Raw genomic sequence first — 14,018 nt, forward strand, 5'->3', positions numbered from 1 at the left:
AATGATTGTCGTAGAAGGCCTGACCAAGCGGTTCAAGGGCCAGACCGTGCTCAACGGCATCGACGTGACCGTGCACCCCGGCGAGGTGGTGGCCATCATCGGCCCCAGCGGCTCGGGCAAGACCACCTTCCTGCGCTGCCTGAACCTGCTGGAAACTCCCGATGCCGGGCGCATCCAGATCGGCGACATCAGCATCGACGCCAACCGCCCGCTGGGTGGCCAGCAAAGTGCGATCCGCCGCTTGCGCCAGCAGGCCGGCTTCGTGTTCCAGAACTTCAACCTGTTCCCCCACCGCACCGCCCTGGAAAACGTCATTGAAGGGCCGGTGATCGTCAAGAAGACGCCCCGCGCCCAGGCCATCGAGCTGGGCAAGCGCTTGCTCGCCAAGGTCGGCCTGGCCGGCAAGGAAGACGCCTACCCCCGGCGCCTCTCGGGCGGCCAGCAGCAGCGGGTGGCCATCGCCCGCGCCCTGGCCATGGAGCCGGAGGTGATCCTGTTCGACGAACCCACCTCGGCGCTCGACCCGGAACTGGTCGGCGAGGTGCTGGAGACCATTCGTGGGCTGGCCGAGGAAAAGCGCACGATGATCATCGTCACCCACGAAATGAGCTTTGCGCGCGACGTGGCGAACCGGGTGATCTTCTTCGACAAGGGGGTGATCGTCGAACAGGGCGAGGCCAAGGCGCTGTTCGCCAACCCCAGGGAAGAGCGGACCCGGCAGTTCTTGCGCAAATTCCTCGGTGCTGCGGCTTCGGAATGACTTACCGGCCTCATCGCGGATAAATCCGCTCCTACAAGGGCCATGTAGGAGCGGATTTATCCGCGATGAGGCCCTCACGCCCCGAGCAATTCACCACTTCTATATATATTCCAAAAGGTTAGTTCATAAACTTTTGATAAGCCTTTAGGGTATATGCACCGGACCACCGGACCAGCAAACGTTTGTCGCCATCAGCTGAAGCGACGCATCCACTTTGTGAGGTTCGGTACTGATGTCTACCCTGCCAGAAACCCAATTCCACAGCGACCTCGACAGCTCGCCCCTGCTGCTGCCGGCCAAGGTATTGCGCAACGACGCCGAAGCCCTGCAAGCCGCCCGCGAACTGGCCGACGCCGCCCGCGAGCAAGCCGCGCGCCGCGACCAGCAGCGCAAGCTGCCCTGGGCCGAAATCGAACAATTCACCCGCAGCGGCCTGGGCAGCATCAGCGTGCCCAAGGCCCATGGCGGCCCCGACGTGTCGTTCGAGACCATCGCCGAAGTGTTCCGCCTCATCAGCGCCGCCGACCCGGCCCTGGGGCAGATCCCGCAGAACCAGTTCGGCATGCTGCAACTGCTGCGCGTGACCGCCACCGAGGCGCAACAGGCGCAGATCTTTCGCAGCGTGCTCGACGGCTGGCGCATCGGCAATGCCGGGCCGGAGCGCGGCACCAAGGACACCCTGACCCTGAAGGCGCGCATCACCCGCAGCGGCGATGGCTATCGCATCAGCGGCGAGAAGTTCTATTCCACCGGCGCCCTCTTCGCCCACTGGGTCGCGGTCAAGGCCCTGGACGATGAAGGCCGTCAGCGCCTGGCCTTCGTGCGCCGCGGCGCGCCGGGGCTGCGTATCGTCGATGACTGGTCGGGCTTCGGCCAGCGCACCACCGCCAGCGGCACCGTATTGCTCGACCAGGTACCGGTGGACGCGGAACTGGTGATCGACAACTGGCGCCAGCGCGACCTGCCCAACATCCAGGGCGCCGGCTCGCAGTTGATCCAGGCGGCAATCGATGCCGGCATTGCCGAAGCGGCGATCGACGACGCCATCCACTTCGTGCGGGACAAGTCGCGGCCGTGGATCGAAGCCAAGGTCGAGCGGGCCAGCGACGACCCTTACGTGATCGCCGACATCGGCCGCCTGAAGCTCGAGCTGCATGCCGCCCAGGCGCTGCTGCGCAAGGCGGCGCGGGTGCTCGACGAGGTCAACGCAGCGCCCATCGATGCGCAAGCGGCAGCGCGGGCCTCGATTGCCGTGGCCGAGGCCAAGGTGCTGACCACCGAGGTTTCCCTGCAGGCCAGCGAGAAGCTGTTCGAGCTGGCCGGCAGCCGCGCCACGCTCGCCGAGTTCAACCTCGACCGCCATTGGCGCAATGCCCGGGTGCACACGCTGCATGACCCGGTGCGCTGGAAGTACCACGCGGTGGGCGCCTACTACCTCAACGGGACCTTGCCGGCGCGGCATTCCTGGATCTGATTTTTGCGCCTTGGGGCTGCTGTGCAGCCCTTTCGCGACACAAGGCCGCTCCTACAGACAACCGCAGCCTCCTGTAGGAGCGGCCTTGTGTCGCGAAAGGGCCGCAAGGCGGCCCCCGAGGCCCCGGAGAACACCATGACGACATCGATCATCACCACCGACACCCAAGCCCTGGAAGTCGCCGAAGAACTCGCCCAGCACCTGCGCCGCGACAGCGCCCTGCGCGACCGCGAACGCCGCCTGCCCCATGCCGAACTGGACCTGTTCAGCCAAAGCGGCCTGTGGGCCATCAGCGTGCCCAAGGCCTTCGGCGGCGCCGGCGTGTCCAACGTCACCCTGGCCAAGGTCATCGCGCGCATTGCCCAGGCCGACGCCTCGCTCGGGCAGATCCCGCAAAACCATTTCTACGCCCTGGAAGTGCTGCGGGTAAACGGCACCCCCGCCCAGCAGCAGCGCCTCTACGCCGAGGTGCTGGCCGGCCAGCGCTTGGGCAATGCCCTGGCCGAGCTGGGCACCCGCACCGCCCACGACCGCACCACCCGCCTGGCCCGCGACGCCGACGGCTACCGCATCAACGGCCGCAAGTTCTACGCCACCGGCGCGCTCTACGCCCAGCGCATCCCCACCTCGGTGATCGACGAGCATGGCGTGCAGCACCTGGCCTTCGTGCCGGCCGACAGCCAGGGCCTGCAGGTGATCGACGACTGGAGCGGCTTTGGTCAGCGCACCACCGGCAGCGGCTCGGTGGTGTTCGACAACGTGTTCGTGCGCAGCGAAGACGTGCTGCCGTTCCAGTCGGCCTTCGAGCGCCCTACCCCGGTCGGCCCGCTGGCGCAGATCCTCCACGCCGCCATCGACACCGGCATCGCCCGCGCCGCCTACGAAGACGCCCTGCACTTCGTGCGCACCCGCAGCCGGCCATGGGTCGACTCCGGCCTCGACAAGGCCAGCGAAGACCCGCTGACCCTGAAAAGCTTCGGCCACCTGAGCATCCGCCTGCACGCCGCCGAAGCCCTGCTCGAACGCGCCGGCGAATACCTCGACCGCGCCCAGGCCGACAGCAACGCAGGCACCGTCGCCGCCGCCTCCATCGCCGTGGCCGAGGCCCGCGCGCTCAGCACCGAAATCGCCCTTGCCGCCGGCACCACGTTGTTCGAACTGGCCGGCAGCCAGGCCACCCTCGCCGAGCACAACCTCGACCGCCACTGGCGCAACGCCCGCGTGCATACCCTGCACGACCCCGTGCGCTGGAAGTACCACGCCATCGGCAACTACTACCTCAACGACGAAAACCCACCACGCCGGGGGACGATCTGATGGCCAAAGAGATCCTGCTCAATGCCTTCAACATGAACTGCATCGGGCACATCAACCACGGCCTGTGGACCCACCCACGGGACACCTCGACCCGGTACAAGTCGCTGAGCTACTGGACCGACCTGGCGCGCCTGCTCGAACGCGGGCTGTTCGACGGGCTGTTCATCGCCGACATCGTCGGCACCTACGACATCTACGGCAAGTCGCTGGACGTGACCCTGAAAGAGTCGATCCAGCTGCCGGTCAACGACCCGCTGCTGCTGGTCTCGGCCATGGCCGCGGTCACCCGCCACCTGGGCTTCGGCCTCACCGCCAACCTCACCTACGAGGCGCCGTACCTGTTCGCCCGGCGCCTGTCCACGCTCGACCACCTGAGCAATGGCCGGGTCGGCTGGAACATCGTCACCGGCTACCTCGACAGCGCCGCCCGCGCCATGGGCCTGGAGCAGCAGCCGGAGCACGACCGCCGCTACGACCAGGCCGATGAATACCTGCAGGTGCTGTACAAGCTGCTCGAAGGCAGCTGGGCCGACGATGCGGTGGTCGAGGACCGCGCGCGGCGGGTGTATGCCGAGCCAGGGAAAGTGCGCAAGGTCCGCCACCACGGCGAGTTCTACAAGGTCGAGGGCTACCACCTGTGCGAGCCCTCGCCGCAGCGCACCCCGGTGCTGTTCCAGGCCGGCAGCTCGCCGCGTGGCCTGGCGTTCGCCGGCAACCATGCCGAGTGCGTGTTCATCAGCGGCCAGGACAAGGCCGCGACCCGTGCCCAGGTCGACAAGGTGCGCACCGCCGCCCAGGCGGCCGGGCGCGATCCACAGGCGGTCAAGGTGTTCATGGGCATCACGGTGATCGTCGCGCCCAGCGAGGGCGAGGCCCAGGCCAAGTACGCCGAGTACCTGCGCCATGCCAGCCCGGAAGCGGGCGTGGCGCACTTCGCCGCCTCCACCGGCATCGATTTTGCCGCCTTTGAGCTGGACGAGCCGATCGGCGCCAGCAAAGGCAACGCCATCCAGTCGGCGACCCGCCAGCTGCAGGAAAACGCCTGGACCCGCCGCCGCCTGCTGGAGCAGCACGCCTTGGGCGGGCGCTACGTGACCTTGGTCGGCGCGCCGGCGCAGGTCGCCGAGCAACTGATCGTCTGGATCGATGAAACCGGCCTGGACGGCTTCAACCTGACCCGCACCGTCACCCCGGAAAGCTTCGAAGACTTCATCGACCTGGTGGTGCCGCAACTGCAACAGCGTGGCCGCTACAAGACCGCCTACGCCGCAGGCACCCTGCGCGAAAAACTGTTCGCCAGCCAGCCGCACCTGCCCGCCGACCATGTCGGCTCGACCTACCGCCACACCCCCACCCCGACTGGAGTCGCACAACATGCTTGAGAAATTGTTCCGGCCCGTCGCGGCCATCGCCCTCACCCTCGGCCTTGCCGGCGCCGCATCCGCTGCCGAGCCGCTGAAGGTCGGCACCACCGCAGCCTTCGCCATCCCGCTGGAAGCGGCGGTGGAAGAAGCCCACAAACAGGGCCTGGAGGTGAAGCTGATCGAGTTCAGCGACTGGATCGCGCCGAACGTCAGCCTCAACAGCGGCGACATCGACGTGAACTACTTCCAGCACATCCCCTTCCTGGAAAACGCCAAGGCCGCCGCAGGCTTCAACCTGGTGCCCTTCGCCCCCGGCATCATCAACAACGTCGGCCTCTACTCGAAACAGTACAAAAGCTTCGCCGAACTGCCCGAAGGCGCCAGCGTGGCTATCGCCAACGACCCGATCAACAGTGGCCGCGGCCTGCAACTGCTGGCCAAGGCCGGGCTGATCACGCTCAAGCCGGGGGTTGGCTACAAGGCCACCGAGGACGACATCATCGCCAACCCGAAGAAGCTCAAGATCCTCCAGGTGGAGGCCGTGCAGCTGGTGCGCGCCTATGACGATGCCGACCTGGTGCAGGGCTACCCCGCCTACATCCGCCTGGCCAACAGCTTCGACGCCACCTCGGCGCTGCTGTTCGATGGCCTGGAGAACAAGGAATACGTGATCCAGTTCGTCATCCGCCCGCAGAGCAAGGGCGACCCGCGCCTGGCCAAGTTCGTCGACATCTACCAGCACTCGCCGGCCGTGCGCGCGGCGCTGAACAAAGCCCACGGCAACCTCTACCAAGCCGGCTGGGAAGGCTGACATGAGCCACGCCAGCGCCCTTGCGGCGCCCACCGCTCGAACCGCGCCGCCACCGGCTCGGGAGCAGGCCTTGCGCCCCGAAGTCAATGAAGCCCATGTGCGCTTCATCGGCCTTGGCAAGACCTACCCGGGCCAGGAGCAGCCGGCCTTGCAAGGCATCGACCTGAACATCCGCCGGGGCGAGATCTTCGGCATCATCGGCCGCAGTGGGGCGGGCAAGTCGTCGCTGCTGCGCACCATCAATCGCCTGGAGCAGCCCAGCCAGGGCCGGGTGCTGATCGACCAGGTGGACATCGCGCCATTCGACGAAGACCGCCTGGTGGCGCTGCGCAGGCGCATCGGCATGATCTTCCAGCACTTCAACCTGATGTCGGCCAAGACCGTGTGGCAGAACGTCGAGCTGCCGCTGAAAGTGGCTGGCGTGGCCAAGCCGGAGCGCCAGCGCAAGGTGCGCGAGCTGCTGGAGCTGGTCGGCCTGCAGGAAAAGCACCACGTCTATCCGGCGCAGCTGTCGGGCGGGCAGAAACAGCGCGTGGGCATCGCCCGCGCCCTGGTGCACGACCCCGAGATCCTGCTGTGCGACGAGGCCACCTCGGCACTGGACCCGGAAACCACCGCGTCGATCCTCGAACTGCTGCGCACCATCAACCAGCGCCTGGGCCTGACGGTGGTGTTGATCACCCACGAAATGGCGGTGATCCGCGACATCTGCCATCGGGTGGTGGTGCTCGAGCGCGGGCAGGTGGTGGAACAGGGCGAGGTCTGGGAAGTGTTCGGCACACCCCGGCATGAGGTCACCCGCACCTTGCTCGCGCCACTGCAGACCAAGCTGCCGGCTGCGCTGCAAGCGCGCCTGCGGGCCAACCCCGCTGGGCGGGACAGTGCCCTGGTGCTCAAGCTCAGCGTGCTCGGCGAGCCATCGCTGTCGGAGCTGTTCCACGACCTCGGCGGGCGGGTTCGCCTGCTCCAGGGCGGGGTCGAAACCATCGGCGAGCATGCTCTCGGGCAGCTGATCCTGGCAGTCCAGGGCTCGCCCCACGACACCCATCAATTGCTTGAACGCGCCCGCCGCTGGGCGCAAGACGTGGAGGTGCTGGGCCATGTGGTTTGATCGCCTGCTCCAAGGCCTGCTCGACACCTTGCTGATGGTGGGCGTGTCCTCGACGATCGCCTTGCTGGTGGGGGTGCCGACGGCGGTGCTGCTGGTCACCAGCGACAAGGGCGGCATCTACCAGGCGCCGCTGCTGAACCGGGTGCTGGGCGCCTTCGTCAACCTGTTCCGCTCGATCCCGTTCCTGATCCTGATGGTCGCGCTGATCCCCTTCACCCGCCTGGTGGTGGGCACCACCTATGGGGTGTGGGCTGCGGTGGTGCCGCTGACCATCGCTGCCACGCCGTTCTTCGCACGCATTGCCGAGGTGAGCCTGCGCGAGGTCGACCATGGCTTGGTGGAGGCCGCACAGGCCATGGGTTGCCGGCGCTGGCACATCGTCTGGCATGTGCTGCTGCCCGAGGCGCTGCCGGGAATCGTCGGCGGGTTCACCATTACCCTGGTGACCTTGATCAACTCCTCGGCCATGGCCGGGGCGATTGGTGCAGGTGGGCTGGGGGATATTGCCTATCGGTATGGCTACCAGCGCTTCGACAGCCAGATCATGCTGACCGTGATCGCCATGCTGGTGGCGTTGGTGGCGCTGATCCAGCTGGGTGGAGATCGCTTGGCCAAAGGCCTGAACAAGCGCTAGTGCTGGGCCCCACAGGCAGGGCGATGGTGAACCTGTGGGAGCCGGCTTGCCGGCGATTGGCCCTCAACCCCAACGCAGATCCTGCGCCGGCACCGGCCGCCCAAACCAGTACCCCTGCCCCAGCTGGCACTGCTGCTCCAGCAGGAACCGCGCCTGCTCCGCCTGCTCGATGCCCTCGGCGTGCACCTGCATGCCCATGCTCCGCGCCAGGGCGATGATCACCCGCACAATGGCGATGTCGTCATCATCCAGCGGCAGCCCGGCCACGAAGCCCTGGTCGATCTTCAGCTTCTGCACCGGCAAGCGCTTGAGCCGCAGCAACGACGAGTAGCCCGTGCCGAAGTCGTCGATCGCCAGGTTCAGGCCCAGCTCACGCAAGCGGTGCAGCTGCTCCAGCGCCACCTCCGGGTCTTCCATCACCGCGCTTTCGGTCACCTCCAGCTCCAGCAACGCCGGGTCCAGGCCGGTGTCGTGCAGCACTTCGGCCACCTGCCGGTACAGGTCGCGCTGGCCAAACAGGCGGCTGGACAGGTTGACCGCGACAAACTCCAGCTTGCGCCCATTCTCCTGCCACTGGACCATCTGCCGGCACGCCCGGCGCAGCACCCAGGCATCGATGTCGGCAATCAGCCCGGTACGCTCGGCGATCGGGATGAATTCCCCCGGCGGCACCAGGCCGCGCAGCGGGTGCTGCCAGCGCACCAGCGCCTCGACACCGACCATGCGCGCGGTGAACAGGTCGAACACCGGCTGGTAGAACACCCGCAGCTCATCCTGCTCCAGCGCTCGGCGCAGCTCGCCTGCGGTTTCCACCCGGTGCTGGGCGTGGGCGGTCAGCTCTTCGGTGTACAGCGCGTAGCAGCCGCGGCCATTGTTCTTGGCCTTGAACAGCGCCGAGTCGGCATTGCGCAACAACTGCTCGGCACCCAGCGCATCGCTGGGGAACAGGCTGATGCCGACACTGGCGCCGATGAACAGCCGATGCCCATCGAAGGCGAACGGCTCGCGCAAACGCTCGATGATGCTCTGCGCCAGCTTGCCCGCCTGGCCGACTTCCTGGCAGTTCTCGGCCAGCACGGCAAACTCGTCACCGCCCAGGCGCGCCAGGGTCACGCCGTTGCCCAGCAGCTCGCGCAGGCGCTCGCCCACCAGCTTGAGCAGCTGGTCGCCGATGGTGTGGCCCAGGCCGTCGTTGATGCTCTGGAAGTGGTCCAGGTCCAGCAGCAGCAAGGCGCAGCCGCGCTTGTTGGCCTCGGCGGCGGCCAGCGCGTGCTCGACGCGGTCGTTGAACAGCAGGCGGTTGGGCAGGCCGGTGAGCGGGTCGTGGTTGGCCAGGTAGGCCAGTTCTTGCTCGGAATGCTTGATCGCGCTGATGTCGCTGAACACGGCCACATAGTGGGTCAGCTCGCCGCTGTCGTCGCGAATGGCGCAGATCGTCTGCCACTGTGGGTAGATTTCGCCGTTCTTGCGCCGGTTCCAGATCTCGCCGCTCCACTCGCCCTTCTCGGCCAGGGTGGCGTAGATCTGCTGGTAGAACGGCACGCCATGGCGGCCCGACTTGAACTTGCTCGGGCGCTGGCCGAGCACTTCGTCCTGCTGGTAGCCGGTGATGCGCATGAAGGCCCGGTTCACGTGCACGATCAAGCCGTCGCGGTCGGTCACCAGCACGCCCTCCAGGGTGCTGTCGAACACTGCTGCGGCCATGCGCAGGCGTTCGCGGTCCTCACGGCGCAGGCGCGCGCCGACACCGATGAAATTGAGCAGGCGCGCGCGGGAAAAGAAGATCAGCAGGGTGCTGAGCAACACCCACACCACCACGTTGATCTGCCGGCCCACAATCAAGGCCTGAAGGTCATCGGTGATGCTCCGCAATACGCATTCTGACAGTGTAAGCCAGACGATCGAGAGAAATAGGTAAAGAGTAGCCATACGCAAAGCGTCGCGGGCGGAAACAGACATTGGGGACCAACGAATGTGCGAAAATTCGTAGCATTATATAGTCGCCATACGAATGAAGTGGGTAGATTTTTGATAGCGGGGTGCTTAGCCGATGGCTGTAGGCATGTGAATAGCCATTCGTGCCACTACCAAATAGCGAACCCGGCCAAGGAAATTACCAACGGGTGCTTTTTCTCCGCACACTCAACGCCTCAGCCTTAACTCTATTAAATTCATCCACCACGCCGAGACCTGGACCGCTTGCATAATTTAACATATCAAGCAAATTGCCATTATCCCCCGGTGACAAATATTCGGCAATGACGATCCCGTCAAGCACACCCCGTTCAAATACCCGCCGCTCTTCAATTTCAACCAATCGATCCAGCGCTGCTTGCCGCTGATCTTGTCGCACCCCGCGCTTAATTCCTTTTAATTTTCCGATTTCCTCCCGAGCAATTACATCCCTATCTAACTGACTGCGCGAGCCAGCCCCCTGATACAGCCCGGAATTGGTATATACATCTTGCTGCTTAACGAGTTCATCTAACTCGGCTTTGAGAGCCGTGATTTTGGCTTTTTTATTATTTTTTACATACCCATTGCCCTTTAACAGATTGAGTAATCGCCTTCCAAACCGACCCGAGGGATCGGATTTATTCACCGGATCACCGCCACAATACATGTAGGCATTGATACCACCCAACCCAAATGGACTGTGCTCATCAGCAGAGCAGAACCGCGCCAACGATGGGTTAAAAGCTCGATGACCATTCCCCAAAAAATACAAGCCCGAGAGATTATCAAAGCGTTGACCCGTGTATAAGAGTAGCGGACTTGCGCCTAAACCGTGAGGCCGCAGGAACCCATAAACCGTATAGCTTCCAGACCGAAGCATCACCGAATTGGCAAAATCCGTTACATACAGCCTGGCTACTGAGTTCGCATTAGCATTGTGAAGTGCTGCCAGAGGTGTACTGCCCTCGTATAGCCATGACCATACCGATACCTCTTGCAGGACCGATGCAACACTGCCGCCTTTATAAAAATAGCTACTCATCATCTTGTTCACTCCACGAGAGGCATCACCGTTTTCAATGCACCTCCGTTCAACGCACACATGGCATCCTGTGCTGATGATTGATCCACTCGCCTCGGCACAGCAATCAGGGATAACTTTGTTTACGCACAATCTTCACCTTCGACTCGAGGCTTAACTCCCCGCCACGCCAAGTGGCATCCATATAACCAGCATCAATATGATGAGCGAGTTCGTAAAAATTCCTGCGGTTGCCCTGCAACTCTCTACTGGCAACGAGCACACCCGACGAGACACCTTTTCTTCTATAATCACCAAACAACGCTACTTGACGTCGAGCCGCCAATTTCAGATTTTCATTTGAATCTGAATTTGAATTTGAAGTTTCATAAGATGAAAACCTCGGCCTTGGCTTCGGGTTTGGACTTAAAGAAGCAATATCCCCGCCGTCGCGACCCCGTTGGTATTTTAACTCGTTCGCCCAATAGTCTCCGTAGTGGCTTTCTATATAGGCATCAACCTTCACGCGCTCTTCCCCATAACTCTCAACCGCTCTCTTTAAATCATTCAACTCTACACTCTTATCATTTTTTATCCATCCACGGCCACGCAAGAAGTTGAACAACCGCCTGCCAACACGACCAGAAGGATCAGACCGGTTAACCGGATCCCCACCACAATACATGTAAGCATTAATACCGCCCAAGCCAAACGGGCTGTAAGAATCCGCCGAAAAAAAACGCCCCTGCCGCGAACAGAAGGCTCGACGTCCATTGCCCAAAAAATACAATTCAGAAAGGGCATCCAGCCGTTGGCCGACATACAAAAGCTGCGGGCGTGCACCCGCATCTTGAACATGCAAGTATCCATAAGGCGTATAATTTCTAGAATGACCCACTACCGAACTGGCGAAATCCACTGCATAAATTTCGCATGCCGTACGCCCGTTGCCATGGGATACCGATGCCAAGGGCGCACCTTCATTACGAAGCCACGAACGTATTGAACCCCTCAGAACCACGGAAGCCACTCGGTCATTCTGATAGAAAAAATTACTATCCATCCTGCAGCCCTTATGAACATTACCTTGCCTCAAGTTCACAGCACTGCGCGCCAACCCGCAACTGGCAGAAATGATAGGTTTGTCATTCACAGCCAAATTTTGTTACAGGCAGGACTAATCGGCCCTATTTTTTTATAGAAACCTTGGGATAATGCAGCCTTGTATTCTTGCTTTTCCGAGGGCTTGCTCCTATGTGGTATTACGGCCTGCTCGACCTGTCCGCCTGGCAACTGGTCGGCGTTACCCTGCTGATGACTCATGTGACCATCGTCAGCGTCACCATCTACCTGCACCGCTATTCCGCCCACCGCGCCCTGGAACTCAACGGCGCGCTCAAGCATTTCTTCCGCTTCTGGCTTTGGCTGACCACGGCGCAGAACACCCGTGAATGGACGGCCGTGCACCGCAAGCACCACGCCAAGTGCGAAACCCCGGATGACCCGCACAGCCCGGTGTACAAGGGTTTGAGCACCGTGCTGCGCAAGGGCGCCGAGCTCTACCGCGAAGAGGCGCGCAACCCCGAGACGCTGCGCATCTACGGCAAGAACTGCCCCGACGACTGGGTCGAGCGCAACGTCTACTCGCGCTACAAGCTCGGCGGCATCGCCCTGATGGCGGTGCTCGACCTGCTGCTGTTCGGCACCCTGGGCATCACCGTGTGGGCCATCCAGATGATGTGGATTCCGTTCTGGGCCGCCGGCGTGGTCAACGGCCTGGGCCACGCGGTGGGCTATCGCAACTTCGAGTGCCGCGACGCCGCCACCAACCTGGTGCCGTGGGGCATCATCATTGGCGGCGAAGAGCTGCACAACAACCACCACACCTACCCCAACTCGGCCAAGCTGTCGGTCAAGCGCTGGGAGTTCGACATGGGCTGGATGTGGATCCGCGTGCTGTGCCTGCTGCGCCTGGCCAAGGTGCAGCGCGTGGCGCCCATCGCCCACCGCGTCGAAGGCAAGGCCAGCCTGGACATGGACACCGCCATGGCCATCCTCAACAACCGCTTCCAGATCATGGCCCAGTACCGCAAGCTGGTGATCGGCCCGCTGGTCAAGCAGGAGCTGGCCAAGGTCGACACCTCGATGCGCCACCGCTTCCGCCGCGCCAAGCGCCTGCTGTCGCGGGAAACCAGCCTGCTGCAGGACCGCCACCACGTGCGCATCGAGTCGATGCTCGCCCATAGCCAGGCGCTCAAGACCATCTACGAAAAACGCCTGGCGCTGCAGCAGATCTGGGCCCGCACCAGTGCCAACGGCCACGACATGCTGGCGGCCATGAAGGACTGGGTACACGAGGCCGAAGCCAGCGGCATCCATGCCCTGCACGACTTCGCCGCACAGCTGAAAACCTACTCCCTGCGCCCCAACGGCGCCTGATGCCGTTGATCGGCACGCCCTGCTGCGGGGCGTGCCGGCCCGGAACTTCACCCCCTCCGACACACTCGAATCCGGCACATCGCCCGCGTGGCGGGCCGGTTCGTGGCCGCACGCCTTCCCGTCGAGAACCGCTCCGTGCACATGGCCAAGAACATCAATTCATCCCTGCCCGGCAACGCCCCGCCCGCAGCGGCGCAAACCCTGCTCGCCCTGCTCCACGCCCAGGGCGAAGTCGCCCGCCTGAGCGAGCGCGAGCAGCTCTACAGTGCCCTGCTGGACAGCGTCAACGCCGTGCTCTGGGCGTTCGACTGGGAAACCCGCCAGGTGCTCTACGTCAGCCCCGCCTATGAACGCATCTTCGGCCGCCCGGCCAGCCTGGTGCTGGCCGACTACAACGAATGGCGCGACAGCATCTACCCCGACGACCTCGAGTACGCCGAGCGCAGCCTGGCCCAGGTGCTGATTAAGGGCGCCGTGGAAGACCGCGAGTACCGCATCCTCAACGCCAGCGGCGAACTGCGCTGGCTGAGCGACAAGTGCTACATCAACCAGCAGCGCGAGGGTGACCGGGTGATCATCGTCGGCATCGCCGAGGACATCACCGAAAAGAAGCAGCTCGAGGGCGAGCTGCAGCGCTTGGCCACCACCGATGTGCTGACCCAGAGCAGCAACCGCCGGCACTTCTTCGACTGCGCCCGCCAGGCCTTCGACAGCGCCCGCGAGGACGGCACGCCGTTGGCGTTCTTGCTGCTGGACATCGATGACTTCAAGCAGATCAACGACAACTACGGCCACCAGGAAGGCGACCAGGTGCTGCAGCGCATCGCCGACAGCGGCAAGGCCGTGCTGCGCCGCGGCGACCTGTTCGGGCGCATTGGTGGCGAAGAGTTCGCGGCGGTGTTCCCAGGCTGCAGTGCGCAGGTTGCCGAGCAGATTGCCGAGCGGCTGCAGCGGGAGATTCAGCGGCTGAGCTTCAGCCATGGCGAGCAGACGTATGGGGTGACGGTGAGCCAGGGGTTGACGGGGCTCAGCCATGAGGACGAAGCGCTGGACAGCCTGTTTGCCCGGGCCGACGCGGCGATGTACCGGGCCAAGCGGCAGGGCAAGAACCAGATCGTGCGGGGTTAGCGG

At 63.7% G+C, this 14,018-nt stretch carries 12 protein-coding genes; 9 read left to right on the plus strand and 3 right to left on the minus strand.

Going from position 1 to position 14,018, the window contains the following annotated elements; translation table 11 throughout:
• Position 1 precedes the first annotated feature (1 nt).
• From tcyN to L6D75_RS03000, 7 genes are all read left to right on the plus strand, one after another.
• Entirely contained in the window at positions 2-760 is a 759-nt protein-coding gene (gene tcyN / locus L6D75_RS02970) for an L-cystine ABC transporter ATP-binding protein TcyN (protein ID WP_176511988.1), read from the plus strand.
• A gap of 232 nt (positions 761-992) precedes the next feature.
• The gene (locus L6D75_RS02975; RefSeq protein ID WP_176511989.1) at positions 993-2,234 is read left to right on the plus strand and encodes an SfnB family sulfur acquisition oxidoreductase; all 1,242 of its coding nucleotides are present in this window, start codon (positions 993-995) and stop codon (positions 2,232-2,234) included.
• A gap of 135 nt (positions 2,235-2,369) precedes the next feature.
• Entirely contained in the window at positions 2,370-3,551 is a 1,182-nt protein-coding gene (locus L6D75_RS02980; RefSeq protein ID WP_176511990.1) for an SfnB family sulfur acquisition oxidoreductase, read from the plus strand.
• Positions 3,551-4,933, plus strand: a complete 1,383-nt coding sequence (locus L6D75_RS02985) for an LLM class flavin-dependent oxidoreductase (protein WP_176511991.1) — start codon at positions 3,551-3,553, stop codon at positions 4,931-4,933. Before L6D75_RS02980 ends, L6D75_RS02985 begins: the two co-directional genes overlap by 1 nt.
• Positions 4,926-5,726 (plus strand): MetQ/NlpA family ABC transporter substrate-binding protein, encoded by an 801-nt coding sequence (locus L6D75_RS02990; RefSeq protein WP_176511992.1) that lies wholly within the window; start codon positions 4,926-4,928, stop codon positions 5,724-5,726. Before L6D75_RS02985 ends, L6D75_RS02990 begins: the two co-directional genes overlap by 8 nt.
• 1 nt (position 5,727) lies before the next feature.
• Positions 5,728-6,837 (plus strand): methionine ABC transporter ATP-binding protein, encoded by a 1,110-nt coding sequence (locus L6D75_RS02995; protein ID WP_176511993.1) that lies wholly within the window; start codon positions 5,728-5,730, stop codon positions 6,835-6,837.
• The gene (locus tag L6D75_RS03000) at positions 6,827-7,471 is read left to right on the plus strand and encodes a methionine ABC transporter permease (RefSeq protein WP_176511994.1); all 645 of its coding nucleotides are present in this window, start codon (positions 6,827-6,829) and stop codon (positions 7,469-7,471) included. Before L6D75_RS02995 ends, L6D75_RS03000 begins: the two co-directional genes overlap by 11 nt.
• Before the next feature lie 63 nt (positions 7,472-7,534).
• Here the strand turns inward: L6D75_RS03000 and dibA are convergent, their stop codons facing one another.
• The 3 genes from dibA to L6D75_RS03015 form a co-directional block, all read right to left on the minus strand.
• Positions 7,535-9,430, minus strand: coding sequence for a phosphodiesterase DibA (gene dibA / locus L6D75_RS03005; protein WP_176511995.1), 1,896 nt, complete (start codon positions 9,428-9,430; stop codon positions 7,535-7,537).
• Positions 9,431-9,584: 154 nt separating this feature from the next.
• Positions 9,585-10,472 (minus strand): RHS repeat-associated core domain-containing protein, encoded by an 888-nt coding sequence (locus L6D75_RS03010; protein ID WP_176511996.1) that lies wholly within the window; start codon positions 10,470-10,472, stop codon positions 9,585-9,587.
• 103 nt (positions 10,473-10,575) lie between these two features.
• Positions 10,576-11,418, minus strand: coding sequence for an RHS repeat-associated core domain-containing protein (locus L6D75_RS03015; RefSeq protein ID WP_236193411.1), 843 nt, complete (start codon positions 11,416-11,418; stop codon positions 10,576-10,578).
• Positions 11,419-11,702: 284 nt separating this feature from the next.
• Between L6D75_RS03015 and desA the strand changes: the two genes are divergently transcribed.
• Together desA and L6D75_RS03025 are read left to right on the plus strand one after the other, a co-directional pair.
• Complete coding sequence (gene desA / locus L6D75_RS03020; protein WP_176511997.1) at positions 11,703-12,887, plus strand: delta-9 fatty acid desaturase DesA; 1,185 nt, start codon at positions 11,703-11,705, stop codon at positions 12,885-12,887.
• 141 nt (positions 12,888-13,028) lie between these two features.
• Complete coding sequence (locus L6D75_RS03025; protein ID WP_176512009.1) at positions 13,029-14,015, plus strand: GGDEF domain-containing protein; 987 nt, start codon at positions 13,029-13,031, stop codon at positions 14,013-14,015.
• Positions 14,016-14,018: the final 3 nt, after the last annotated feature.

This window comes from Pseudomonas faucium (genome assembly GCF_021602585.1).
Classification (GTDB): domain Bacteria; phylum Pseudomonadota; class Gammaproteobacteria; order Pseudomonadales; family Pseudomonadaceae; genus Aquipseudomonas; species Aquipseudomonas faucium.